The organism is Oceanospirillum beijerinckii DSM 7166 (assembly GCF_000422425.1).
In the GTDB taxonomy this organism is placed as follows: Bacteria; Pseudomonadota; Gammaproteobacteria; order Pseudomonadales; family Halomonadaceae; genus Oceanospirillum; species Oceanospirillum beijerinckii.
On record NZ_KE383828.1, the window covers coordinates 122889 to 148431 of the forward strand.

The 25543-nt window shown below is 49.4% G+C and carries 21 protein-coding genes and 1 riboswitch; all 21 genes read right to left on the bottom strand.

The features are described 5' to 3' along the window. Positions 1 to 274: 274 nt before the first annotated feature. The gene (locus H579_RS0119230; RefSeq protein ID WP_028302006.1) at positions 275 to 1531 is read right to left on the bottom strand and encodes a sirohydrochlorin chelatase; all 1257 of its coding nucleotides are present in this window, start codon (positions 1529 to 1531) and stop codon (positions 275 to 277) included. Between the two features lie 111 nt (positions 1532 to 1642). Next, positions 1643 to 5755, bottom strand: coding sequence for a cobaltochelatase subunit CobN (cobN, locus tag H579_RS0119235; protein WP_028302007.1), 4113 nt, complete (start codon positions 5753 to 5755; stop codon positions 1643 to 1645). A gap of 1 nt (position 5756) precedes the next feature. Then, positions 5757 to 6857 (bottom strand): cobalamin biosynthesis protein CobW, encoded by a 1101-nt coding sequence (gene cobW, locus H579_RS0119240; protein WP_028302008.1) that lies wholly within the window; start codon positions 6855 to 6857, stop codon positions 5757 to 5759. A gap of 33 nt (positions 6858 to 6890) precedes the next feature. Beyond that, the gene (gene cobM, locus H579_RS0119245) at positions 6891 to 7664 is read right to left on the bottom strand and encodes a precorrin-4 C(11)-methyltransferase (protein WP_028302009.1); all 774 of its coding nucleotides are present in this window, start codon (positions 7662 to 7664) and stop codon (positions 6891 to 6893) included. After that, positions 7661 to 8539 carry a precorrin-3B C(17)-methyltransferase gene (gene cobJ / locus H579_RS0119250; protein WP_028302010.1) on the bottom strand — a complete coding sequence of 293 codons (879 nt, stop codon included), beginning with the start codon at positions 8537 to 8539 and terminating at the stop codon, positions 7661 to 7663. The genes cobM and cobJ overlap by 4 nt, the downstream gene beginning before the upstream one ends. After that, a complete protein-coding gene (locus H579_RS26655; protein WP_084624239.1) occupies positions 8536 to 9537 on the bottom strand; it encodes a cobalamin biosynthesis protein in 1002 nt (333 codons plus the stop codon). The genes cobJ and H579_RS26655 overlap by 4 nt, the downstream gene beginning before the upstream one ends. Further along, positions 9534 to 10355 carry a precorrin-2 C(20)-methyltransferase gene (gene cobI, locus H579_RS0119260; RefSeq protein ID WP_245583312.1) on the bottom strand — a complete coding sequence of 274 codons (822 nt, stop codon included), beginning with the start codon at positions 10353 to 10355 and terminating at the stop codon, positions 9534 to 9536. Before cobI ends, H579_RS26655 begins: the two co-directional genes overlap by 4 nt. After that, positions 10348 to 11877 carry a precorrin-6y C5,15-methyltransferase (decarboxylating) subunit CbiE gene (gene cbiE, locus H579_RS26660; protein WP_051227952.1) on the bottom strand — a complete coding sequence of 510 codons (1530 nt, stop codon included), beginning with the start codon at positions 11875 to 11877 and terminating at the stop codon, positions 10348 to 10350. The genes cobI and cbiE overlap by 8 nt, the downstream gene beginning before the upstream one ends. Continuing rightward, the gene (locus tag H579_RS0119270) at positions 11877 to 12518 is read right to left on the bottom strand and encodes a precorrin-8X methylmutase (RefSeq protein WP_028302012.1); all 642 of its coding nucleotides are present in this window, start codon (positions 12516 to 12518) and stop codon (positions 11877 to 11879) included. The genes cbiE and H579_RS0119270 overlap by 1 nt, the downstream gene beginning before the upstream one ends. Before the next feature lie 268 nt (positions 12519 to 12786). Beyond that, on the bottom strand, positions 12787 to 13662 hold the full coding sequence (locus H579_RS26665; RefSeq protein ID WP_051227955.1) for a precorrin-6A/cobalt-precorrin-6A reductase: 876 nt from the start codon (positions 13660 to 13662) through the stop codon (positions 12787 to 12789). Between the two features lie 19 nt (positions 13663 to 13681). Beyond that, complete coding sequence (locus tag H579_RS0119285; RefSeq protein ID WP_028302013.1) at positions 13682 to 14893, bottom strand: cobalt-precorrin-5B (C(1))-methyltransferase; 1212 nt, start codon at positions 14891 to 14893, stop codon at positions 13682 to 13684. A 43-nt stretch (positions 14894 to 14936) separates the two neighbouring features. Continuing rightward, positions 14937 to 16388: a cobyrinic acid a,c-diamide synthase CobB gene (locus tag H579_RS0119290; protein WP_028302014.1), complete on the bottom strand. Its 1452-nt coding sequence runs from the start codon at positions 16386 to 16388 to the stop codon at positions 14937 to 14939. Continuing rightward, a complete protein-coding gene (locus H579_RS0119295) occupies positions 16385 to 18526 on the bottom strand; it encodes an ATP-binding protein (protein WP_028302015.1) in 2142 nt (713 codons plus the stop codon). The genes H579_RS0119290 and H579_RS0119295 overlap by 4 nt, the downstream gene beginning before the upstream one ends. Next, positions 18523 to 19365 carry an energy-coupling factor ABC transporter ATP-binding protein gene (locus H579_RS26670; protein WP_084624240.1) on the bottom strand — a complete coding sequence of 281 codons (843 nt, stop codon included), beginning with the start codon at positions 19363 to 19365 and terminating at the stop codon, positions 18523 to 18525. The genes H579_RS0119295 and H579_RS26670 overlap by 4 nt, the downstream gene beginning before the upstream one ends. Next, entirely contained in the window at positions 19362 to 20141 is a 780-nt protein-coding gene (gene cbiQ, locus H579_RS0119305; protein WP_028302016.1) for a cobalt ECF transporter T component CbiQ, read from the bottom strand. The genes H579_RS26670 and cbiQ overlap by 4 nt, the downstream gene beginning before the upstream one ends. Continuing rightward, positions 20134 to 20859 (bottom strand): hypothetical protein, encoded by a 726-nt coding sequence (locus tag H579_RS26675; RefSeq protein ID WP_051227958.1) that lies wholly within the window; start codon positions 20857 to 20859, stop codon positions 20134 to 20136. Before H579_RS26675 ends, cbiQ begins: the two co-directional genes overlap by 8 nt. Then, positions 20852 to 21580, bottom strand: a complete 729-nt coding sequence (cbiM, locus tag H579_RS26680) for a cobalt transporter CbiM (RefSeq protein ID WP_084624241.1) — start codon at positions 21578 to 21580, stop codon at positions 20852 to 20854. The genes H579_RS26675 and cbiM overlap by 8 nt, the downstream gene beginning before the upstream one ends. A gap of 133 nt (positions 21581 to 21713) precedes the next feature. Next, the gene (locus H579_RS0119320) at positions 21714 to 22550 is read right to left on the bottom strand and encodes a DUF4198 domain-containing protein (RefSeq protein WP_245583313.1); all 837 of its coding nucleotides are present in this window, start codon (positions 22548 to 22550) and stop codon (positions 21714 to 21716) included. A gap of 151 nt (positions 22551 to 22701) precedes the next feature. Next, a riboswitch (cobalamin riboswitch) is annotated at positions 22702 to 22938 on the bottom strand. A 267-nt stretch (positions 22939 to 23205) separates the two neighbouring features. After that, positions 23206 to 23544: an AzlD domain-containing protein gene (locus tag H579_RS0119325; protein ID WP_036566838.1), complete on the bottom strand. Its 339-nt coding sequence runs from the start codon at positions 23542 to 23544 to the stop codon at positions 23206 to 23208. Beyond that, entirely contained in the window at positions 23544 to 24386 is an 843-nt protein-coding gene (locus H579_RS26685; protein ID WP_245583314.1) for an AzlC family ABC transporter permease, read from the bottom strand. The genes H579_RS0119325 and H579_RS26685 overlap by 1 nt, the downstream gene beginning before the upstream one ends. A 117-nt stretch (positions 24387 to 24503) precedes the next feature. Next, complete coding sequence (locus H579_RS0119335) at positions 24504 to 25511, bottom strand: bifunctional helix-turn-helix transcriptional regulator/GNAT family N-acetyltransferase (protein WP_245583315.1); 1008 nt, start codon at positions 25509 to 25511, stop codon at positions 24504 to 24506. Between the last annotated feature and the right edge of the window lie 32 nt (positions 25512 to 25543).

The following is a 25543-nucleotide window of genomic DNA, read 5'->3' on the forward strand; positions in this document are numbered from 1 at the left end:
ATTTTTATCAAACATGGAATTTTGACAAATCGAGATATCCTGCGCGATTCACTCTCACTCATAGCAGTATCTAACATAAACAGTGTTATAGCAAAAAACAGTTGACAACCCATGAAATCATTATCCATTTAATTTATAAAGAAAATAAATAATATCCACCTAAGACAGTCATCCGTCAGCAGACCTGCCGAAAGATAGATTGAAGTGGAGGAAGCAAGGTACAGCTCCTCCCACTTCATCTCTCCTTGTTACTCCTCTCGCTACATGGGATCGTTTATCTCCTATGCGCCAGAGCTTTATCAGGGCAATTAAGTGCTACTCTTTCCGCCTCTTCATCCAGAATCTCCTGTGGGAACTGCCCCATAAAACAGCAGCAGATATTTTCACCAATCATAGTACGCGGACCTAACGGGTGGCCGATATGGCGGTAAACGCCATGGTGGTGATGGCCATGCTCGCCATGAGAGTGACCGCCATGGGAATGGCCGTGAGAATGCTCGTCATGCCCGTGACTGTGAGAATGACCATGACTATGGGAGTGCTCGTGGCTGTGAGAACGCTTATGTGAGTGGCTATGATCACCATGACTGTGAGAATGTTCATGACTGTGATAGTGATCATGGCTGTGCTCACCTTCAGCCTCTGGGTTAAATTCCGCATGGTGGTGATGCACATCCACCTCCCCTGCAGCCAGGCGGCGTTGGAAAGACTCCATCAGCGTTTCATCACCTGTTGGCTTTTCACCCGGAGTCAGATCCATAATCTCGCGTACTCGAATCTCAAAGGCATCAATCACTTTTTCGTGATCATTCAGGTACTGGGCCTTAATAAATTCTACATCAGGGTATTGCTCTGCTACGTGATCAACATAACCGTAGATACGCTTGATCAAACGACCGGTAAACAGGAAGTAAGGTGCAACTACGACACGCTTAAAGCCCAGTTTTAACAGTTTCTCCAGCCCTACACCCACAGACGGATAGGTGACGCCGGAGTACACAATATCGGCCCAACCAAAACCCATATTCTCATTGACGATACGGGTCAGTTTAGCCGCTTCGGCATTAGCATGGGTGTCAGAGGTGCCGCGGCCAACCACCACCAGCATGGTGTCATACAGGCTCTCTGGCGGATTCTCAGGATCAAGCCCCAGGGATTCATAGATACGTGCCTGGAAGGCTTCAATCATGGCATCGTGCAGGCCTAGTTCACTACCGTAAGATACTTTCAGGCCTTCGTTTTTTTCACCGAAAGTGGTTAGTACTGAAGGAATATCATTTTTAGCGTGGGTCGCCGCAAACAGCATACCGGGTACCGCATAGATCTCTTCAACGCCCTGATCCAATAGTGAATTCAGTCCCATATGAATATTGGGTGCTGAGAACTCCAGAAAACCGTATTCCACTGGAATATCAGGGAAACGCTTTTTCAGGCCTTCGGCAACACGACCAAATTCCCGTTCGGCATCTTTATCACGACTGCCATGTCCACACACCATAATGCCTTTTTTTGCCATGTCTTTATCTCTCATCTTCTTTGTCGTTGATCTTATTTCTGATCAATGTTTGCTTTGTTAACTCATCACAGCCCAAGCTCTACCGAACAGTAGAGCCTGGGCTGCCTTTAAAATTGCTTGTCAAACTTAAGCCGGGCTATCGGCTCTTTCGTTCTGTTCATCCAGCTTCAACAGTAGATGTTGTAACTGTCGGGCATAGTCACCGGGTTCCTGCCAAAGCCCTCGCTGTGTCGCTTCCAGCAGACGCTCTGCCATCTCTTCTAAGGCGTGAGGATTATGTTGTTGCAGGAAGTCCTGATTCTCACGATCAAATACCAGAGCATCAGCGACTTTTTCGTATTGATAGTCATCAATCAGATCTGTTGTGGCATCATAGGCAAACAGATAATCCACACTGGCCGCCATCTCAAACGCGCCTTTATAGCCGTGTTCACGCATGGCGTTGATCCACTTCGGGTTCAGTACGCGGCTGCGAATTACCCGGTTCAGTTCCTCTTTTAAGGTGCGAATTTTTGGCGCTGATGGGTTGGAATGATCACTGTGATATACCTCAGGTGCTTCGCCCCGGAAGACCCGAACCGCGTTATTCATACCGCCCTGGAACTGGTAATAATCATCGGAATCGAGCAGATCGTGTTCCCGGTTATCCTGGTTCTGCACCACCACTTCCAGTTGGGACAGTCGATGCTGAAATGCCTGATGAGCCGCAACACCATCACCGGCCTGATTACCGTAGGCGTAGCCGCCCCAGTTCAGGTAAGCTTCAGCCAGATCACTGCTCTCTTCCCAGCAACGTTCATCAATCAGTCCCTGTAACCCGGCGCCATATGCGCCCGGTTTACTGCCAAAGACCCGATAACTGGCCTGACGCATCGCCTGCTCTGGCGACAGCCCTTGCTCAATCAATGCTTGTTGGCGAGATAGGATATTGGCCTTGATGGTATTGCCGTTACCCGGCTCTTCCAGCGCAGCAATTTTCTGAACTGCCGCATCATAGAGCTTCATCACATTAGGAAAGGCATCCCGGAAGAAACCCGAAACACGTAAGGTGACATCGACTCGGGGACGCCCCAGGCGCATACAGCTGATCACTTCAAAGTCGGTAACGCGATTCGACCCTGGTGCCCAGATTGGTCTGACGCCCATCAGAGCAAATGCCTGAGCGATATCATCGCCACCGGTGCGCATGGTGGCCGTCCCCCATACCGATAAGCCAAGCTGTTTCGGGAAATCGCCATGTTCCTGCAGATGGCGCTCGATCAATGCCTGTGCTGAACGCTCACCAATGGCCCAGGCGGCGGGTGATGGAATTGAGCGATTATCGACAGAGAAGAAGTTACGTCCGGTGGGTAAAGTATCCAGGCGGCCACGGGTGGGCGCACCGCTGGGACCTGGTGGCACAAACTGACCGGCCAGGCCATTTGTCAGGGCAGATAATTCCTGCTCTGCACTTTGCTCTAGTGCGGGGAGCAAACGGGCTTTGGCGTATTCCAACTGACGGGCTGTGCGTGGTAGACATTCTGCTAACTCAGCACCGAATCCCTGTTCAACGTTCAGAGACGTAGGTTGGATAAGCGAAGCGCCATCCGACATTGAAGCCTGCTCTCGAAGGACGGAATCTTTCAGCAAGAACACCTTAACTAACTTCAACGCTAACAGCTCAAGGCGCTCACGAGTATCTGCAGCAGTTCGCCAGTGAGTGTTCTGATCAACCTTCAGCAGACATTCCGGTCGTTTGCCCTGCCACGGCTGAGTATCTGCGGCGAGAGGATCAAAAAGTTCATCAGATGCCGTACGCAGATCCAGATCCTGACTCAGGTTATGTAAAATTCCCTGGCTTTCAGCATCCGCGCCACGGGGTAAACGCAGCAAAGCCACTAAAGTGTCCGCCAGTTTATCTGTATTCGGCAACTGCCCCAGAATATGCAGGCCATGACGGATCTGGGATTCTTTAATCTCACACAGGTAAGCATCCAGTTCGGCCAGTACTTCATCATCAGATGATTCTGCCGTTGCTTTACCCAGCTCCTCCAGCAGATGCGTCTTGCGCACCTGCTGCATAATTTCGTCGCGCAGCCATTTTTCCCGGCGCTCATCCATGCCCATTGCCTGATAGTATTCATCTACCAGGCTTTCCAGTTCTGCCATTTCGCCGTAGCTTTCCGCACGGGTCATCGGTGGCATCAGATGATCAATAATTACCGCCTGAGTACGACGCTTAGCCTGAGTGCCCTCACCAGGGTCATTGACAATAAACGGATAAAAATGCGGCACCGGCCCTAAGGCAATATCCGGCCAGCACTGATCAGATAAAGCAGTCCCCTTACCGGGTAACCACTCCAGATTGCCGTGTTTGCCCACGTGCACCACAGCTTCTACCTGATAGCAGTGACGTAACCAGAAATAAAACGCCAGATAGTTATGGGGCGGAATCAGATCCGGGTCATGGTAGTTAGCCGCCAGATCAATATTAAAACCGCGGGCAGGCTGAATACCGACAAACACCTCTCCTAAGCGAAGGCCAGAAAGCATCAAGCGGCCATCACGACACTTAATATCCTGTTCTGGTGCTCCCCAACGCTCCAGCACGGCTTGCTGACATTCCAGGGGGATCTGGCTGAAGTGATGACGATACTCATCCAGCGCCATACTTTGCCAGCAGGGTAGCTGATGCAGTGTGTTCGGGTTATTGGTCACGGATTCCAGTAACCATTCGATCAGCTCAGTGCCGGTTTCTGGCAACTGATCCAGCGGATAACCCGATGCTTTTAAGGCTTGCAGAATATTAACCGATGATTGAGGTGTATCCAGTCCGACCCCGTTACCAATACGACCGTCTTTAGTCGGGTAATTGGCCAGAATAATCGCCAGTCGTTTATCCCCATTGGCTTTATCTGATAGCTGACAATAACGCCGGGCCAGCTCAGCAATAAAGTTCGCTCGTTCCTGGTGCAACTGGTAACGCACCACCGAGACCTGGCAGCGTAGATCAAACCAGGACTCCGCCTTAAAACTAACTGCACGGGTGATCACCCGACCGTCCATCTCTGGTAACACCACCTGCATGGCGATATCACGACTGCGCAGCCCCTGGCTATGTTGTTGCCAGTCTTGCTCCGTACTACCGGACAGTACCAGTTGCAGTACGGGGATCTGACGTTCAAACGGAGAGGCAAACTCAGTCGGCTCGGAACTCAGATCCGGGCTATCAACACGGTTACTGGCAAAACCTGTGGTATTGATGATTAAACGGGCATCATGTTGCTCTGCCAGATGATTGACCAGGGCTACAGATTCATCGTCTTTTAACGACGCTATTGCTACCGCAACCGGGTTTAAACCCTGAGCTTGTAAAGCACTCATCAGGCCATCAAAAACGTCAGTATTGGCACTCTGCAGATGACTGCGGTATAACAGCAACAGACATGTTTTTTGAGACAGCCCTGAGCCTTGGAATAGTCCTGAGTTTTTAAAAAGCTCTGAGTCTTGAGACTCACTTTTGCTGCCTTCCTTTCCTGCCGCTGGGAAATAACGCATCGCATTTGGCAGAACCCGAGGCTCCTGCCATTGCTGTAGATAGGTGATCTGCTTTTGATCAAAGCTTGTCTTTTCACTCTGCAGACAAAATCCAGGCGTCCAACCGTTGCCCAGTAACACTTCCTGAGTTAAAAATCGCAGCAGGTTTTCACTGTTTTCAATGCCACTCTGACGCAGGTAACGCCAGACTTTCTGGCAGGTATTCAGATCCTGAGTCGATGCAGTAAACAACTCAGGATCAGGGGTATCATCCCCCGGCACAATAATCAGCTGACGGGCACGTCCCGATGGTGTCTGGCCTTTGCTCCAGTCCAGCAGACGCTCAAAACCATATTCCCAGTAGTTCTGCCCTCCTAGTAAGGACAGTACCACCAGCTCAGCCTGTTCCAGCACTTTATGCTCGTACAGATCATAAGCAGCAGGTTTTAAAAGCTGCATCCAGTTAGCTAAACGGATCGCGGGTGTCGGTTTTTGCTTTTCACCTGCTTTAACCTCTTGCTCAACTTTTTCAACACTATCGCCTGTGTCTGATAGAGAAACATCGCGATAGAGCTGCTGATAAAAGCGTCTGGCCCCTTCAGATAAAGCCGCCAGAGAGGTATCCGCTGCAGAAAGAATGATGATATCACCGGGAGTCTGATCCAGGTCGATAATCCCCTCATCATCCACAAAACCACCGGGTTGTGCCGCCAGCAGGTGCATCTTACGCCTCGCTTACTGCAGGCTCAGTCACCTGAGCACCGGCCAGAGCAGCGGTAATCTCTGCTTCAGAGATCCCTTTACCGATAAATACCAACTGAGTTTTGCGCGCTTCTTCAGGTTGCCACAGACGATCAAAGTGAACATCCAGGCGCTTACCTACCGCCTGCAGCACCTGACGCATCGGTTTATCTGGTAGTGCGGCAAAACCTTTGGCACGGAAGATATTCTGAGTATTAATCAGTTCATTCAGTGTCGTCTGCAGACGATCACTGTCCACTTCACCCAGGGTGACGACAAAGGAATCAAAGTGATCGTGAGCATGGTCGTGTTCTTCACCGTGATCGTGGTGATGATCGTGGTGGTTATGAACATGGTCGATACGGGTTTCAGAAGCCGCATCCAGGCCCAATAACAGATCCAGCTGCGCTTCACCGTTATGGATATAAACGGTTTTCACAGAATCCGGGACACGAGCATTCACTTTGTCTGCCACGTTAGTGCGTTGCGCTTCATCCAGCAGATCATTTTTGCTGACCACAACCAGATCAGCTGCGCTCAACTGATCTTCCAGCAGCTCCTGCAACGATGGATCATGATCCAGGCTTTCATCTGCTAAGCGCTGTTCCTGCACTTTATCTTCATCATGGGCAAAACGACCTGCAGCAACTGCAGGGCCATCCACCACAGTAATGACTGCATCAACGGTGCAGTATTCTTTAATACCCGGCCAGTTAAATGCCTGCACCAGAGGCTTTGGCAGTGCCAGACCACTGGTTTCGATCAGGATATGGTCGATATCATCACGGCGCTCAACCAGTTGCTGCATCACAGGCAGAAACTCTTCTTCAACGGTGCAGCAGATACAGCCATTGGCCAGCTCGTAGAAACCTTCTGAAGATTGCTCCGCAGTTTGGCCTTCCTCTTCACACTCCAGAGGACAGGAGCGTAGCAGCTCAGAATCGATATCCAGTTCACCGAACTCGTTGACAATTACGGCGATGCGCTTACCGGCAGCTTGCTTCAGTACATTGGATAGCAGCGTCGTTTTACCGCTGCCCAGAAAACCGGTGACGACAGTGGTCGGGATTTTATTTAACTGCATGATGATTCCTTTATTAATCCGTTATCCGTTTCTTTATGTCTTTGATTTTTTAACTTTGGGACGGTAAATATGGGCCTGATCCTTGTGATACAGGTAAGAATCCGCAAAGTCATCGCTATCCAGTACATGCCCTACCAGAATCAGTGCAGTGCGGGTAAAGCCTTTTTCACGAACCTTAGCGACGATATCTTTCAGCGTACCTGTCACCTTGTCCTGATCTGGCCAGGAAGTGCGATAACACACTGCCACTGGGCAATCCTCGCCATAATGAGGTAACAGCTCTTCAACAATTTTGTGAATACGGGTAATACCCAGATGAATTGCCAGAGTAGCACCACTTCGCGCCAGTTCAGGCAGGCGTTCGCGTTCAGGGAATGGGGTTTTACCTTCGTAGCGAGTCATAATGATGGTTTGAGATACGCCAGATAGCGTCAGCTCTTTACCCAGATAAGCGGCAGAAGCGGCCACCGCACTCACACCAGGAATAATCTGGTAATCGATCTCTTCCTGCTCCAGACGACGAATCTGTTCGCCAATGGCTCCGTACAGAGAAGGGTCACCAGAGTGCAGACGAGCAACGTCTTTACCCTCTGCATGAGCTTTACGGATATAACCCATAATCTCATCCAGATTGGTCGTTGCGGTATCAACAATCAGCTCTGCTTGATCTTCGACTGACGCCAGAATCTCACGGGGCACTAATGATCCTGCATACAACACAATCGGGCACTGCTGCAGAATACGCTGACCTTTAATGGTCATCAGTTCAGGGTCACCGGGACCGGCACCGATAAAATAAACCGTCATGACTGAGCCTCTTCTTCTGACTTTTGCTTTGACTCGTCTTTTGACTGAGAAGAATCAGCAGAACTATCGGTAGCCTGGCCCAGTTTTTTGCGATAACCGCGAGGGGTATAAACCCATTCTTTACTACCATTAACGATATGACGGGATTCACTGTTACCCACACTCACCAGAGTGAACATATCCACGTCTTTGGCATCCAGTTCATCCAGTCGGATAATGCGAATACTCTCGTCCTCACGGGTCAGCTGACGACCCAACAGTACCGGCGTACTGGCCGGGCGATACTGCAGCAAAATATCTCGGGCTGTATTCAGCTGCCAGTCCCGCTTGCGGGAAACAGGGTTATAGAAGGACACGACAAAATCACCCTGCCCGGCACTATGAATACGCTGTTCGATGGTTTCCCATGGCGTTAACAGGTCTGATAATGAGATGGTACAGAAGTCATGGCCGAGCATAGCGCCAACACGACTGGCACCGGCTTGCATAGCAGAGATACCCGGAATGACTTCGATCTCAACATCCAACCACTCCGGGTGATATTCATTACTGCCAGAGCTGCCCTCCTGAAAAGACAGCTGTTGATCTAATAGTTCAAATACCAGCGTCGCCATGGCGTAAATACCAATATCACCACTGGAGATCAGAGCCGTAGTTTTACCGCTGGCAGCCAGATTCAGCGCCAGTCGGGCACGACCAATCTCTTCGCCTAATGGCAGATCATGGTGAGTTTTGCCCTGACAGACATCACCCAACAGATCCAGGTACAAACCATAAGCCACCAGATCGCTACTGGCCTGAATGGCAGTTAATGCTCTGGGTGCAACCAGAGACAGATCGCCGGGGCCAGTGCCCACAACAAAGAGTCGACTCATACGTTTTTATTCCTGGAATCTGAAGTATTCGATGTTTTAGCAGCGCTCTGTTGAGTAGATGCTGCTGAAAATGAAGACAAGGATGAAAGCAAAGCTTTATCTGTAGCCGGATAGATACGGGCAATAGCGCAGGTGGCTTTGCGTGTTTTCTGTTTAACCAGAGCCAATTCAGGTTGAGAGCCTGGCGATACCTGTTGCGAAGACGATGGATTGTCTGAAGTCTGATGCTCGCTTGTAGCCATTTCCGGAGCAGTATTAAGATCGGACTTGATTAGGGCTTGTTGAGCACCATATAAAGCGGCAGACTCCGCCACGCCATAGACTCCCACGGTATTAAATACATACTCAGATCGGGAGTTCAGCAGATGATCCATGGTATTCAGCTGGTCTTTATGCCAGGTCTGAAATGGCTTATTCAGACTCTGGGCCAGCTCAATCAAACCAACCTCATCCGACTTAATATCGATGCTATTAATCGAGCTGATCTGATCAATGCTCAGGCCCGCTTGTTGCAAACAATCCTGCAGTAACCTTTCCAGTTCATCCCTGGGGCAATGACGCTCGCAGCCCATGCCTACGGTATAAACAGGGTTAAGATAATGGCCTGCAGTCGTAATTACTGGCTGAGCATTTAACAATCCGGCAATCTGGTTCGCCAGTTGGTTTGCACCACCTTCGTGACCCGACAACAGAGGAATAACAAATCTGCCCTGCTCATCCATCACTAATACAGGAGCATCCTGGTATTTGTTTTCCAGTACAGGAGCCAGCGTACGCATCACAATGCCTGTAGCACAGATAAAAATTAGCACACCCTGCTTCTGCTCGGCCTGAGAAAAGACATGCTGCACTGTCTGCTTAAACTGTATGGGTCTATGCAGAATCTGGCATTCCAATGTTCTGTTTTCTGATGCTGCAGACGTAATCGTTTCTAATTGATCTCGTAGCCGGTAAGCCAGCATTTTGCCTGCGTCGGTCAGAGTAAAAATAGTGATCAAAGGGCTTTCCCCTTACTGCTATCAGCTAAACGCTCCGACGACTGACGGTTAATCACGAACAGTGAGAAATAAGGCCCGGCCTGATCTTCCAGCTGATCCATATCGGATAAAATGCGCTGATTTTCACGACCGATATATTCCAGGTAATGGGCATCATCACGTCGCCCTGTCTGACTCAGTAAAGCCAGAATGCGCTGACGGGCACGACCTGCCTTCATAATCACCACGCTGTCATGATCCAGCAATGCCCGGATAATCTGAGTATCGCTATGGCGACCACTGACGACGGCAAAAGATTCTTTCAATAGCGTCAACGGTTGTTGCAACGCTGAGGCTGCAGCATGGACTGAGGAAATACCCGGTACAACCTGACAGTTAAACTCACTGTCCAGACGTTGCAGCAGATAAGTAAAAGAGCCAAAAAATAGCGGATCACCTTCACACAGAAAGACCACGTCGTTGCCCTGTCGCAATTGCTCAGCAATCTGTAAAGCACCTTCGTCGTAAGCTTGATTTGCCAGAGTACGATCCGTACTCATAGGCATAGCAATCGGGATCTCCAGCTGGTTTTCTGATTGTTCAGCTGTTTGCAGAGCAAAGGCTTCCCGTGCAATAAAACGTGCCTGAGAGCGGTAGACAGGCTGCTCTGCTTTCTGAGCCTTGTTATCATCGGCGCGATCACTTTTTTCAGCGCTGGTCAGGTAGCTAATCACTGGCGCTGACTGAATCAGGCGCAATGCCTTAAGCGTCAATAGCTCAGGATCACCAGGGCCTACGCCTACACCGTATAAAGTGCCCATTGTTGTCGTTTCAGTCATTAGCTCTACCCTGATAGTTATCGTCTATGGTTTGTTTTTCTGGTTGAGCTTTCTTTTCAACTACTGTCTGCTTTTCAAAGCGAAACAGCGTGACTGGTAGTGTCGGGCGATACATCAACTGCCCAGCCAGTTCAGCCCCTTTGCTAATCGCCACTTGTAATGTGTCTAATTGAGCATCAGTTGCTTGCTGCCGTTGCTGATAGAAGTTCAGCAGGTGCTGTCGGGTGTTTTCTGTTACGGCGCTGGCCACCAGTACACCCTGATCAGGCAACTGCTGCCAGCAAAGATCGAGCAGTTTTGGCAGTTCACCATCACTACCACCGATAAAGGTTTTGTTGGCCGTTGGCAGATCGTATAAGGCTTCCGGCGCACGTCCGGTAACGACTTTTAAATTGCTGACGACACCAAAGCGTTCCCGGTTAGCTTCCAGACAGACCAGTCTCTCTGGATGATGTTCAATGGCCCAAACCTCTGCACCGGGTTGCCAGTAACTCAGTTCAACGGCAACACCGCCACAACCCGCACCGATATCCCATAGCACATCGCCTTTTGCCAGTTGCAGCAAAGAGAGAATATTCAGTCTGACTTCACGTTTGGTGATCATGCCCTTACCGGCAGGGCCATCAGTAATAAAATGCTGGTCAGGAATTCCCGGAAACTCGGGCAGGTAAACTCTGTCTGGCTGGGACTGTTCTGATTGAGTCTGGCTGGACTGAGCTAATTCAGTCCGAACCTGTTTTAACTGCAGTACAGACACATGCAGAGGTGAGACGTCGCTCAACGCTGATAAATCTATCTGTTGCTCAGATGATACTTCTACTGTGGTCACTCGTTCTTGCGGGTATCCCATGTCTTCACATACCGTCAGAGTGAAACCGGTAAAACCTGCTGTCAGGCATTCTTGTACAATCGATTCGGGGTATGAGTGCTTGTCAGTCAGCATCACCAGTGTTTGATTCTGTTTCAGGTGACGTCGAAGACTAATCAGAGGACGACCGTGTAAGCTAACAACCTGAACATCTTGCAGAGACAATCCCAATTTGTGACAAGCGGCCTGAATACTGGATACTGCGGGATAGAAGCTAATGCCCCATTGTTCAAAATGTTGTTTCAGCCAGCGGCCAATACCGAAAAACAGAGGATCGCCGGATGCCAGCACGCAAATCGTTTGATCATCAGATAAACGGTCCGTCAGTTGATCTTTTAACTCGGTGAGTCTAGGTAATGCGCATAAATCAGGGATACTAACAGCAGGATGAGATACGCTGTTATCATTCAAATACGCAGTCTTATCTGTTCCTACAGCATCTGTTCCTGCCCTGCTTTCTGGACATCTAGCGCTTTCTGTACATATAACGCCTCCTGAAAAAGAAGCGTCTTTAGAACCAGTAACCAGATAGCCTGATACTGTCGCCAGCTGACGGTCAGAGCCATAAACCGCATCACAACTTTGTAATGCTATAACGGCTTCATCACTTAAACGGGCTGTATCGCTGACACCCAGGCCGATAATATGCAGCATCAGTAAATCTCACCACGGTTACAGCGCAGCAAAGCATTGCAGGTTGCCGATGACACCGCACTGCCGCCCTGTCGGCCCAGCAAGGTAATACACTCAATCCCCAGGTTCTGATGTACTTGCCATAGCGCCTCTTTCGATTCAGCTGCACCGACAAAGCCTACCGGCATACCGATAATCACAGCAGGCTTATCTGCCCCTTGTTCGATCATCTCTAATAACCGAAATAGTGCCGTTGGTGCATTACCGATCACCACTACACTGCCAGCCAGATGCGGTCGCCATAATTCCAGAGCGGCCATTGATCGGGTTTCCCCTCTCTCTTTGGCAATCTGCTGAGTGTCTTTATGATTTAGAAAGCAAAGCGGTTCCTGCTGGATCATCCGCTTGGTAATCCCCTGCTTGACCATCTCCACATCACACAGAACCGGGGCATGATCAGCCAGTGCCTTTAAACCGCTTTCACAGGCGTTATCACTAAAACGCACCTGTGCTGCCACCTCTGGCATACCTGTGCTGTGAACCACTCGCATAACGACTTGTTGTTCAGGCTGAGTCAGCCCGTCCAGATTTGTTAATTGACGAATCTGACGGAAACTGTCTTGCTCAATAGCAACAGGATCGATGACATAATCAAACGGCATATGCTGGTTTTTTCCTTTCTTATCGGTGCAAATATCTGGCCTGGTCAGAGGCTGCAAATTTCAGCGCTTATAAGTATCAGCGGTTGTAATACCATTACTGATAAATTATTTGATATTTAGGTAGGCTGGATAAGCGAAGCGCCATCCGACACTGACCTGAATACCTAATTATTGTCGGAAGGCGCCTACGGCTTTTCCGACCTACAGCAACTTATCGGGATCGGTATAATTATCAAAAGTGTGTCTCAGGGTTAGTAAAAATCTGGCGCTATAAGTGAACACCCCTGGCAATCAGTTCAGCAAACACCTGATCCGGATCGCTGAAGCTGCGTGTTGCTTCGGGTAGTTCCGGGCGCTGCAACATAAAGACTTCAATACCTAATGCTCTTGCCGCATCTAATTTGCCTTGAGTGGCTTTGCCACCACTGTTTTTGCTGACTACCACCTGGATACCATGTTCTTCCAACAAGGCTTTTTCATTGTCAGCATCAAATGGACCGATTGCTTTAATCCAGTGAATCTCTTCCGGTAACTCGACACGACTGGGCGCGGCAGTGCGCATCACGATTCTTAATGGCTCAGGCTCTGATCTATCCAGTGAACCCTGAGAAACTTTTCCATGGGAAAGTTCTGTGGTTTTAACTGCGGATTGATTCACTGCATCCATCAATTGATCTAATTCTGACTGAGTCAGCTGCCCTGTTGTCAGCAATACACCACCTTGTCTGGATCTCAGCTGTTGCAGCATCTCGTGCCAATCAACAAAAGAAGACCAGCGGTCACCTTCTTGCATCTCCCAGGCTGGACGGTGGAAACGCCAGCATGGTATCTGTACGGCTTCCGCTGCTTGCACTGCGTGAGTGCTCATATTCACGGCATAGGGGTGGGTAACATCCAGAATCAGAGCAACCTGTTGTGTCTTCAGAAAACTCACCAGACCGCTAACTGATGGGTTCTGCTCTTCTTTATCTAAGACTCGTTCAGGAGCAAATTGACTAAAACCACCCGAGATTACTTCGCAATCCAGTTCCGGCATACGCACTAAACCGGCGACACTGTAGATCACCTGGAATCCAGCTTTATGCAGTCGGGCTGCCAGCTTGCGGCCATCGGAAGTGCCGCCCAGTAATAGGATTTTGCTCATATCAGCTCAACTCTTCTTCTTAGCTTTTCTTTTTAGCTTTTGCAGGATAACCACCAACAAAATTGCCCTGACGATCAATCGCCAGCACCTCCAGCTCTGTACCTTCAGGCAGATACTTACGTGCTTTTTGCCAGGCGGTTTTGCATATCTGATCGCCAAGGGCCACACCTGCACTCTGGCACAGTTTTAATGCCTGAATGCTGGTATTACAGTGCAGAATTTGCTCGCACAGAGCCTGATCTGCCCCGGCCAGTCTGGCCTGCTCTACAAGGTGCTCAAAACTGATCGCAGAAGCCCGGCTATTCAGATCCAGATGCCCTTCTGCCAGTTTGCTGAACTTGCCAAAGCCACCGCATAGCGTCAGTTTCTGCATAGGTACCTGTTTTAAATATTTCAGCACCGCGCCGACAAAATCACCCATCTCAACCAGAGCCATTTCAGGTAATCCATACAGATCCGCCACTGCTTTTTCACTGCTGCTGCCTGTTGTGGCTGCAATATGGTGATGGCCATTATGTTTCGCCACACTGATCGCCTGATGAATCGAAGCGATATAAGCCGAGCAGGAATAAGGCCGAACAATGCCTGTTGTGCCCAGGATTGATAATCCACCCAGAATCCCTAACCTCGGGTTCATTGTTTTCAGTGCGATCTGTTCACCTTTTTCCACACCAACGGAAACTTCAAAACCGCCCTCGTACTGCCAGGTATAAGCGGCCTGGGCGAGATGCTCAGTGATCATTTTTCTGGGTACCGGATTGATCGCCGGTTCACCCACGGCTAATGCCAGACCTTCGCGGGTTACTGTGCCAACACCATTAGCCGCTTTAAACTCGATACCCGGTTGTTCCGTCAGACGTAGTTCTACGTAGACGGTTGCGCCATGAGTCACATCCGGGTCATCACCTGCATCTTTAACTGTGGCGGTACGAATCCCTGATGCCCTTCTTCTGATTGGCTCTCTTGTTGCCGCTCTTTTTACCTCTACAGTCTCTTCAGTTGCCATTTCTGATACCGCTTCTGGTGACTGCAATTCATCCGTATCCAGCCAACGGTAATCACTGATCGGAAGATTCACTTGCTGCCCCTTGGGCAACGTGATTTCGACTGACTCGGGCTGACGCTGAGCAAACAGAGCCTGAGTTGCCGCCACACAACAAGCTGTTGCACAGCTGCCGGTGGTTAAGCCGGAGCGTAAAGGCTTCGGTGATTCAGAACTCTCTGGCCACATAATTTATGTCCTGGTGTTCAACCTTCTGACTAACAGCCCGCTACTAACAAACCGCTGATGGCGTAGCAGCAGAGGCAGATGAGGAAGCTGAAGGTACAGAAGCAGCAGACTGCTCAAAATCACCACCAAAGATCCGGGCGATAGCCTCCGGATTCGATGGGAAGAACAGATGCAGATAACTGGCCGTCAGGCCTTTGTTGCGCCAGATACCTTCACCCGGTGCGGGATGTCTTTGGCGACGTCCATGGGCAATGGGTTCATCGGTATCAAAACAACGGGATCTATGATGCGCATGGGCTCGTACTTCACCTTCAGGTAAAGGCGCTGTTTGCATACCCTGACACCCTCGCTTACCACGCATCGCACCATGTCCGGTCAGCAGTCCTAATAACGGATACTGGTTGTCTTCCAGATCAGTTAACGTTTCCAGGCTATATAAGAAGCCGCCGCACTCAGCCAGAATCGGCTTACCGGCCTGATGGAATGTCTGAATTGTTTGCAGCATGGCGGTATTTTCAGAAAGCTGTCTGGCGTACAGTTCCGGATAGCCACCCGGTAACCAGAGTGCATCGGCTTCTGGCAAAATATGATCTGTCAGCGGTGAAAAGAAACGGTATTCAGCACCCAGTTCATTTAATAAACGCAGGTTAGCGTCATAGATAAAACTAAACGCCCGATCACGGGCAATGGCTACGGTTTTACCTGCCAATGGTTGGAATGACTTGACGGAATCTGGAACGGATTGGTCTGTTTCAGTAGCACAATCTTCAGTAGCACAGCGTTGCTCAGTTTCAGCAGCATAAAAAGTGACTGCTGCAGGCAGCTCGGTGATCGGTTGATTATTCAGCCAGCTCACACCGGCATTAAAGCGCTGTTCCAGTTCTTCCTGCACTTCTTCTGCCTGAACCAGGCCCAGATGACGCTCAGGTAAAGTCACTTCAGGATCTCTTGGTAAGGTAGCCAGCAAAGGCAGGCTTTCTGGTAATGCATCGCGAATCAGCTGGGCATGACGTTCCGTACCGCAGGAGTTCGCAATCAAACCTGCTACCTGAATATCATCACGGAAATTAGCCAGTCCCATCGCAATAGCGGCAGCCGTTTGCGCCATGCCTTTGACATCCATCACAATAGCTAGCGGGATATTAAAGCGTGCCGCCAGATCTGCACTGGAAGGTTCGCCGTCAAACAGGCCCATCACGCCTTCCACCAGAATCAGGTCAGCATCCTGTGCCGCCTGATATAGCATCTGCTGACAGTAGGCTTCGCCCGCCATCCACATATCCAGCTGCTCAACCGGTTGACCGGATGCCTGCGCAAGAATTTGCGGATCAAGATAATCCGGCCCGGTTTTAAAAACCCGGACCACCTTGCCCTGTTGGGTAAAGGCCCGTGCCAGCGCCGCTGTTACTGTGGTTTTACCAGAACCTGAACCCGGTGCCGCCAGAAACAGAGCCGGACAACTTGCTGAAGCGGTTGTGATGTTTTTCATATTCATGCTTCCAACTGTGCAACGGGTAAATATTGAGCGCCTAACTGTTGTGCAAATTCCTGTCCCCGGCCACGTTTAACGACGCTTTGTTCCGTGTCGATCAGGACGGTTTCTCCAGGTAGCTTCAGATCCTGCAATGAACAGGTACTACGGCCATCCGTCAGCAGATAACATCGACTATTCAATCCTGGCTGACGCTGTATCGCCTGTTTTAAATAAACGATGGCATCTTCTACTGCCTGACGTAATGGCGTACCGCCACCCGCAGTTAATGCCTCAACCCATTGATAAAACTCTTTCGGTGCTCTTTTACGCGGTAATAACACTGCGGTTGTTTCATTACCAAAACCCAGAACTGCTAATTGCTGACGCTTCAGATATGCTTCCTGTGCAATGGCCAGCAAAATGGCTTTGGCTTTCGCCAAGCGGCCGGATTTTGCTGTACCTACCACAGGGTCTGCTTTATCAAAACCAGTTCCATTAAAACCCGGTCTATCGAAACCGGCTCCATCAAAGCCTGGTCCATCAAAACTCAGTACAGATGCAGAGGTATCCAGCAGCACCAGATGTAACACAGGTTTTGCCTGTCGCCTGGGCTGAAAGATCAATTTTTCGAACGTACTTTTGCCTCGGTTATGCACCAGGGTTTTAAACCAGTTTACCGATCCGGATTGAGTCTGAGACTTGCCTGTATCTGTTACCCGGTAGCGGCCTGAACCACCAGTACCTTTCTCTTTACCTGCAGGTTGAAGCAATTGATGGGGTGATTCTGATGTACGATAACGAGCCTGCGATTTGTCCGCCGAGTTATCGAAAATCTGATTTAAACCAGATAAAGATATTTGTGAGGTAATAGCCTGATACTGAGGTGCGGAGCCTGCTCCAGCTGTACCTGATGATTCTCCACCATTATGATCTGATGCATCTGAGCCGTTGCCGTCATTGTTCAGCGGGGCTGATCTACCTGAATCAGAATGTTGCTCGGAATTCCATTCATTGGATTGCGCTGGACGACGGCTGCTTTCTGGGCGCTTAAAGGGATGATTGTTTTTCGATGGGCGTTGATCCGTTGAATCACTTTCAGATTGCTGATTAGTATCTGAACCCAAGTCCCCCGAAGAACTACCAGAAGATCCATTAGATGAGTCATCAGAAGACTCATTAGAAGAGCCGCCAGAAGAGCTATTAGTATTCTGATTCGATTTACCGGAACGCACCTTTCGACGATGTACCAGTACCAGCTCTTCCGTCACCAGAATATCGACCAGTAACACCTGACTACGCTGATTCAGTGCTGCATGAGCAACCGCTGCCCGATACCAGACAATATCTGCCCTCATACCATCAACCTGAGCCTGACAACAGGCTTCAGCAATATGTAGACGTAAATCATCAGAGCACTGCACATCAGCCAGCAACTGTCTGGCCTGAATAATCTTTGCTGTCAGTGCTTGTTGCTCTGCTTGATAGTACTGATAAAAAGCCTCGGCATTCTGGTCAAAGGCCTCACGGCTTTGAACAATCCGGACTCGTTGTAGCGGGTCATAGAGATTATCCAGTTGTACGCAAAGACCAAATCGGTCCTGCAGTTGAGGCCTTAACTCACCCTCATCCGGGTTCATGGTGCCTATCAGCATAAACTCTGCAGGATGGCTGTGACTGATGCCATCGCGCTCAATGCGATTGATCCCACTGGCAGCCACATCCAATAGCTGATCCACCAAATGATCCGGCAATAAATTCACTTCATCGACGCATAGGACACCGCCATGAGCCTGATGCAGCAAACCGGGATGAAAGCAGATATCCTGCTGGTTCAGAGCTTTTTGCAGATCAATACTGCCTAACAGGCGCTCTTCACTGGCTCCCAGTGGCAGAGTGATAAAAGGTACGTTATCCGTTTGCTCCGCAGAATGAGCTATATCCTCATTCTGGTCTGGATCTTCATTCTGGTCATGTGTACCGGCTAACTGATCCTGAGCTGGCAACAGATCGGCTAAACCTCGTACCAGAGTGGATTTAGCACAACCTCTCGGCCCACTGACGACAACACCACCGATACCCGGATTAATCGCGGCTAACAGCAGGGCTAATTTAAAGTTGTCCTGACCGGCCACTGCGGCAAAAGGGAAATGGATGCTCATGCTTCTGCATCCTCTTTTACCAGGCTTTGTCTATCCGATTGCGCTTCAGTGCTGCCAGAAATTGTATTAACCGCTTTGCACTCCTCCATTAGTTTGGCCTCATCCAACGCTTTATCACCATCCAAAAACTGGCCTTCATTTAAGACTAGGGTTCGGGTTGCCAACTGAGCGAGAAAGTCATGATCGTGGGAGATAATAATCATCGCTTGCGGCAAAAATTTCAGAGTGTCGATCAGTCGCTGGCGCGCGGTTTTATCCAGTGCATTGGTTGGCTCATCCAGCAGTAAGACTTCCGGTTCCATTGCCAGTACACAGGCCAGTGTAATCATGCGCTTTTCGCCACCGGATAACTGATGAGTGATGCTCTCTTCAAACCCTCTCATACCCAGACAGGCCAGAGTATTCCGGGCGATTTCTAGTGATTCATCCCTGCTTCTGCCCAGATTCAGCGGCCCAAATGCTACATCTTCCAGCACCGTGGGACAGAACAATTGATCATCCGGGTCCTGAAACAGAAAGCCTGCTTTTGCTCTGACTTCAACAAACTCTTTTTCTGCACTTCGGGATTGGCCAAAAGCGATAATTTCACCCCCTTTGGCTTTTTTCAGACCCACTAGCAGATGCAAAAACGTGGTTTTACCTACACCGTTAGCTCCGGTCAGCGCAATACGCTCTTTCGGATACAGGGCAAAATCCACCTGATCCAGTACCACACCACGACGAGGGTAACGATAAAACAGCCCCTTTGTTTCGATTAAAGGCTCGTTTGAAGAATTGATTAATGGGTTAGCAGAAGCCGTGGCTTGTTCTTGATTGCCTGCTGTATTTATCTGAGTCATATACTTAATCCTGCTAACAGAGCAAACCAGAGTGCAGCGACTGCAGCTGCCTGATAGTCCAGTCGGGCCAGTGTCATCTGATCCAACAGATAAAGCCGTCCTTTAAAGCCACGGCATTTCATGGCGGCCATAATGCGCTCGGAACGTTCCAGAGAACGCACCAGTAGCATACCAATCAGATAGCCTACGGAACGCCTGGTATGCCAGTTCGTGCCCATCACAAAGGCACGGGCCTGCATCGCCCGGCGCATACGTTTAAATTCTTGTCCGATAACATCCAGATAACGCACGGTAAATAGCAACAGATGAACCAGTTTGTCAGGTACTTTCAGATGAGCCAGAGTATGGCCCAGCAAAGTGGCATTCATTGTTCCGATCAGGGATAACAGGCAGAGCACACTGGCATTAGCTTTCAGACCTATCATGATGGCGTGCAACAGACCTTCCTGACTGGCGGTCAGTCCCATAATGAAAAACAGCTCGGTGCCCGGTGTGGTAAACGGCAGCATGATCAGCAAGCCAACAATAAACAGATCCATCGCGATGACCCGGCGTAGGGTTCGCTTCAGATTCAGTCGGGCCAGTATTGCCAATGCAAATGCGGTGATCAGCCCGATAATCAGCACCAACAGCTGATCGGATAACACAATAAAAAACGCAAAAAGAGCGGCTATTACCACTCTGAGTCTGGGGTCAAGCTGATCAATCAGTGAAGGTTTGTGCTTCAGCTGCTGGCCTTTCCAGGAGGTTGCGCTGTGTTCCAGAGATTTAGGCATGATCCCTCACTCTGTCGCTGTCTTGATGCTTGGGGGAATTAGCCTGCTTTGCTTGTTTTCGCTGTTGCCACCAGATACCTAAACCGCATAAACCAAAGATATAGCCGATGCCTCCCAGGATATCCTGAAAACCGGCTTTTTCTTTATAGGCCGCCAGCTCCTGACGCAAGGGTTTCACCTGACGCGCCACCGCCTGTTCGATCATTTTCTGTAGTTCATCCGGGCTAATAGAGGCCGAATTGAGGTTATTTATTCCATTAGCTGGCGCGTACAAATTGACCGGCCCTGTTGATTCCGTGTTGGCTGTGGTCGCTGCAGATGCCTGCTGAGCAGCATCGCTATCCTGTTTGATAGTTTGTGCTGAAAGGTTTTCTGGTAATTCATCCGCTGGCAGCACCAGATTCAGGACATGACCGGCACTCATATCAATAATAAAGTGATGATCGATTTGCTCACGAGCTTCAAAGATAAAAAAGCCCTCTTCATCTGTTGTGGTTTCACCCAGTTTGCGACCATCTTTAGCCTGAATCAGCACAGGAGTCCCGACTTTGGCCATATCACCATTAGAAAACCCTGCCTCGCCTTCAATGGTACTGCCAATGGCATAGACGCCACCCAGCACGTTATGAGCCAGTGCCTGTACAGATAAAGAGGTTCCGATAACAAATGCCGCGATCCACTTTATAACAAACGTCAGTCTGATTAATGACTTAGCCATGCCGGGCCTCCTTGCTAACCGTATCGGGTGCAGAAACAGGGCTGGATGTAGAAACGGAGCAGGGTTTAGAAACAGAGCGAGATGCAGAATCTGAGATTAGAGCCTGCTCAAACCAATCTTCTGACAATTGCAGAAACTCAGGTTTCACTTTTCTTAATAGCAGGACTGCAGCGCCGGTGACAAAGCCTTCTACCAGCATCACCGGAATGTGGGCTATCAGTGTCAGTTTGGCGGCCAGCCAGAATGCTTCTCCTGACAAAGCCAGCGCCCCTGCAACAAACAGAGTGGTAAGAGCTACCGCCCCGGCACCACCAATAAAACCCCAGATCATGGCATTGCGGGGAACTGGAGAGGTGATACCTTTGCGACACAGATAAAACATGATCACGGCTGGCAGTGCGATATTCAGAGCATTTACCCCCAGTACCAGAAAGCCGCCAAAACCAAAAAATACCGTCTGCAGAATTAAGGCAACCAGCAAAGCAGGAAAGGCAGCCCAGCCCAGCGCCAGGCCAATCAGGCCGTTCAGAATCAGGTGCACACTGGAGAAACCCAGCGGTAAATGAATATAAGACGCGACAAAAAATGCAGCAGACAGTACTCCGACCTGAGGCAAGTGATCGTAGTCCATTTTCTTCAGGCCCAGACCAACACCGGCTGCAGCCAGGGCTGCGCCAATGGCCAGAACCTCTCCCGATAACGCACCATCAACAATATGCATAATTTGCTCTCTTACAGTGCCGGGGCGCTGATTTCAGCCTCCCGGCGATCGGTTTGTCTGCTGCTTCTTTTTTATCGCGTAATCGTCTTTGAACCGGATGGCCCAAACGACTTATTAATAAGTCACTGCTGAATCAGTTGCTCATCACCGGGTGTGCCTGCACCCAGATCACGGCATCCTGCGACAGTTCTTTGCCGTTATGCTCGGTATTCGGGCCTACGCCCAGAGCACAGAATCCCCACTGACCAGCTTTGGGCAGAGCAAAAGTAAAAGTACCGTTAGCATCGGCTTTAATAGTCATGGTGACAAAAGCATCCGCAGGAGGATTGATATTAGCTTTGTCAGCAAACTTATCCGCTGCCATATCCGGTTCGTAGTTGATGTATTCCACTTCAATCTCAGCAAATGGAACCGGTTTGCCCTGGCTTTTAACGATGCCAGTAAAGCTGCCACCTTCATACAGAGCGTAAGGTTTGGTTAGAGGTACAATTTCTGCTGGCAGATTCAGTTCTGCATCCCAGTCTGTTGGCAGGCTACCCACGTTAACGATAGTTTTAGCAAACTGCTGAATATAAATATCTTCAGACTCTTCCAGATAAGGGGCGCTTTGCAGGACAAAAATATTGTCACCCAGACCACGCAGGCGTACATCGGCCTGATAAGAAACACCGGTATTTTCGGAGCTGGTCCATTGGGTCGTCTTTACCTGATCCAGCAGATCTGTTTTTTTGCCTTTACGGATCTGATAAAACGCTTCTGGCTGGTCAATGGTCATCACATGACCGCTGGCTGCCGGGTGGGTAAAAGGCATTTTCAGAGATAGCTGACCACCCCGTTCCTGAAGCAACTCAGGGGTATAGATCATCTGAAAATGGGCTTGCGCTGTCGAGGCAGACAAGCAGCCTGCAGCAACAGTAGATAACAGCAGTTTACGCAGTGCTGAAGAACGATCAGAAAAACAGTTAAACACGAAGATTGCTCCGTCTGATGAAATAAACAGGCGGAGTTGGGGAGGAAAAGCATACAGGGAAACGACTGGAACTTATGGCACGTCCCTATTTCTGTGAGGGTGCGAGCAACCTAATCGTTTCCTTATCGCCGGTGAAGCCCTCCGCAACACCAATGAAACACTTTATCAGGCTGGTCTCCGGACTCATTGGTGAACCGTCAGAAATGATCGATTCGATTATTTCGCCTTCCCATCAAATGCATCTTCATTCGACAGTGGCCTATGAAATAACTACACCAATTTACCGTTGCGGGGGCAGTGTCGGGATTGTAAAAAGTAAAAACGCACCGACTTCCCATTTAACACTCTGCTGAAAACTGACAGAGTGACCAGATAACGGGCGCACAATACAGGGAGAAAACACAGAGGTCAAATTAGAGAATTTCAAGGCAAGTTGAAAAAAGTTATTGATCTCAACAGGTTAAGATCAATCTAAAGTAAAAAAATAGCCTCTTGAACAATTAAAGTTTTCAGAAAACACAAAAAAGCCCCGCTATCCAGCAATAAACGGGGCAAACAATTTGCTTAATCAAGGTATTAGTCAGCTTGATTAAGCAAAAGTTCAACTCAAGCCGAACCAGCACTTAACAAGCTAATGCAACAGCCAAGTTTCTGATCAGCCTAAACCCAGGCCAAACTTCAGTAGCATAAATACCAACATTCCACCGACAATGGTTTTCAGCAGATCCTTCAGTACCAAAGCAATAACCACTGATGCAAGAGCAGCTAGTAACCAAGGGTTTTGCCAGCTAAACCATACTTCTCCCTGGGGCATCAATACTGCAGGTACAATAATCGCCGTTAAAACCGCTGGTGGCACAAAGCTTAAAGCGTTACTGAGCCAGGTTGGAAAATGCACTCTGCCAGCGACAGCAAATAACAGGTAACGGGTACTGAAGGTGGCCAGGAACATACCAAAAATCAGCGCCACTTCGTTGATCGAACTATCAGCCATTACTTACCCTCCTCAGTTTTTGTTTGAGATGTAACACTTTGCTGTACAGCGCTTTGAGCTTCATTTGGCTGCTCTGCGTTTTGCTTAGAGATCTGTTCCGGCTTACCTTTGTCCAACATCAGTAGCGATAAACCCACGGCAATTCCACATACCGCAGAGACAATAAGGCCTAACTTATGGGGCATCGTAGCTGTTGCCACAGCCATAGCTCCCGCAACAATCACGGCTGCCCACATAGGCTTATTTTTCAGATAAGGGACAACCATACCGATAAAGGTCACCGACATGGCAAAGTCCAGGCCCCATTGGGTCATATCCGGGAAGAGTTCACCTAAGCCCACACCTAAAGCGGTACAGAGCACCCAGTTACCGTACATGGCACAAAAAGAACCAAGATAAAACCAGTGCGCATTACGTACATCATCCTGCAGTAAATAGCGGTTACTGACCGCTGCAAAGGTCTCATCGGTCAGACCAAAGGCCATTAACGCCCGCCAGTGTTGCGGTAGATGACGTACCTTAGGCACCAGATTCGCGGCATACAACATATGACGTAGATTAACGATAAAAGTGGTGGCAATAATCACCGGTAATGCAGCACCGCCAGCCAAAAGCCCCAAGGCAATAAACTGGGCGGAACCCGCAAAAACAAACAACGACATAGCCAGGGCACCTACAGCCGAAAGACCACTGGGCTCAGCCAGGGTGCCAAAAATAATACCAAATGGAATCGCACCCACGATTAACGGAATCGTCGCTTTAGCGCCTGCCAGAAACTCATGGTTCTTCGTTAATGGCTCTGTAACACTGCCTGCTGATGACATTGTATTTTCAACCGACATAGATCTTCTCCCACGCACGCTTTAACACGGATAACACGCTTTACAAATTCTTGCTCTGCCGAGTAGCTCCGGCATTTCTCATGGTCTGCATATCAAAAACTCAAATGAGCTAACGGACTACAGGCTTAAGGTCATATAGATATCCGAGCGGGGATAAATAGATTGGCCGTTGGGATGAGGTATCTCAACAAAGCCCATATTTCTATACAACTGAATCGCCCGCTCCAATTTAGTCGCACTCTCCAGATAGACCTCTTTTGCCCCCAGATCACGGGCTTTATCTAATGCGGCCAGCAATAACTTTCGACCAACCCCGAGACCCTGAATGGGCTCTTCCACCCCCATTTTGGAGATCTCGAAACGATCCCAGCTATGTCGTGCCAGAGCCACACAACCGACGATACGTCGGGTGTCTTCCGACAACTTCACCGCATCATCTCCTGAACCGCCATTAATCCGGGCAAACCAGATATAACCGCCTTTTGCCAGGTAATAACTTTCTGGCTGGTCCAGTGCCTGTCTATCCTGCTCAATCATTTCGCCATCAAAGAACGCATCCAGCCAGGCTTTATTAAGACGCTTAAAATGATCCCGTAATGCCGGTTGCCAACCGATCACCTCAACATCAATCACCTGTTTACGAGTGTTGAGTCGCTCCAAAACCGGCTGCACAAAGCCTTGCTTATTCAGCTTCTGTTCGAAGTCATTCAGTGACGGTAAAAACGGATATTCCTGCTCGTCCATCAGATCATCCAGATAACCTCTGATCTCACGCCATACCGGTTGAATCTGCTCTAATAGCTGACCACTTTGATCGGTCAAAAACAGTTGTTGGCGACGTTCATCCCTGGGGTCAGGCTGCTTGTTGAGCCAACCCTCCTCCATCATCTTCTTAGCGATTTTACTGACGGCAGGGTGACTGACCCCAAGATGCTCCGCTGCTTCCGTTACCGACATTGCCCCTTGCTGCAATAACAGATTAAACAGAGGAAAAAATGATGGATTCAGTGGAATACCATGAGCCTGATAGATGGCGGTTACATCCTGCATCATACGATCAGATAAACGCTTTAAGCGGCTACCCAAGGAAAGATTGCCAAAACCCTGCATTTTATCGTTGGACATCTTGTTCCCACTCGCTAAACAAAATCCTAGCC

Excerpts from the sequence above, each read along its gene's own strand:
- H579_RS0119230 (WP_028302006.1), bottom strand. The coding sequence starts at position 1,531 with ATGAGAGATAAAGACATGGCAAAAAAAGGCATTATGGTGTGTGGACAT.
- cobN (WP_028302007.1), bottom strand. The coding sequence starts at position 5,755 with ATGCACCTGCTGGCGGCACAACCCGGTGGTTTTGTGGATGATGAGGGG.
- cobW (WP_028302008.1), bottom strand. The coding sequence starts at position 6,857 with ATGCAGTTAAATAAAATCCCGACCACTGTCGTCACCGGTTTTCTGGGC.
- cobM (WP_028302009.1), bottom strand. The coding sequence starts at position 7,664 with ATGACGGTTTATTTTATCGGTGCCGGTCCCGGTGACCCTGAACTGATG.
- cobJ (WP_028302010.1), bottom strand. The coding sequence starts at position 8,539 with ATGAGTCGACTCTTTGTTGTGGGCACTGGCCCCGGCGATCTGTCTCTG.
- cobI (WP_245583312.1), bottom strand. The coding sequence starts at position 10,355 with ATGACTGAAACGACAACAATGGGCACTTTATACGGTGTAGGCGTAGGC.
- cbiE (WP_051227952.1), bottom strand. The coding sequence starts at position 11,877 with ATGCTGCATATTATCGGCCTGGGTGTCAGCGATACAGCCCGTTTAAGT.
- H579_RS0119270 (WP_028302012.1), bottom strand. The coding sequence starts at position 12,518 with ATGCCGTTTGATTATGTCATCGATCCTGTTGCTATTGAGCAAGACAGT.
- H579_RS26665 (WP_051227955.1), bottom strand. The coding sequence starts at position 13,662 with ATGAGCAAAATCCTATTACTGGGCGGCACTTCCGATGGCCGCAAGCTG.
- H579_RS0119285 (WP_028302013.1), bottom strand. The coding sequence starts at position 14,893 with ATGTGGCCAGAGAGTTCTGAATCACCGAAGCCTTTACGCTCCGGCTTA.
- H579_RS0119290 (WP_028302014.1), bottom strand. The coding sequence starts at position 16,388 with ATGAATATGAAAAACATCACAACCGCTTCAGCAAGTTGTCCGGCTCTG.
- H579_RS0119295 (WP_028302015.1), bottom strand. The coding sequence starts at position 18,526 with ATGAGCATCCATTTCCCTTTTGCCGCAGTGGCCGGTCAGGACAACTTT.
- H579_RS26670 (WP_084624240.1), bottom strand. The coding sequence starts at position 19,365 with ATGACTCAGATAAATACAGCAGGCAATCAAGAACAAGCCACGGCTTCT.
- cbiQ (WP_028302016.1), bottom strand. The coding sequence starts at position 20,141 with ATGCCTAAATCTCTGGAACACAGCGCAACCTCCTGGAAAGGCCAGCAG.
- H579_RS26675 (WP_051227958.1), bottom strand. The coding sequence starts at position 20,859 with ATGGCTAAGTCATTAATCAGACTGACGTTTGTTATAAAGTGGATCGCG.
- cbiM (WP_084624241.1), bottom strand. The coding sequence starts at position 21,580 with ATGCATATTGTTGATGGTGCGTTATCGGGAGAGGTTCTGGCCATTGGC.
- H579_RS0119325 (WP_036566838.1), bottom strand. The coding sequence starts at position 23,544 with ATGGCTGATAGTTCGATCAACGAAGTGGCGCTGATTTTTGGTATGTTC.
- H579_RS26685 (WP_245583314.1), bottom strand. The coding sequence starts at position 24,386 with ATGTCGGTTGAAAATACAATGTCATCAGCAGGCAGTGTTACAGAGCCA.
- H579_RS0119335 (WP_245583315.1), bottom strand. The coding sequence starts at position 25,511 with ATGTCCAACGATAAAATGCAGGGTTTTGGCAATCTTTCCTTGGGTAGC.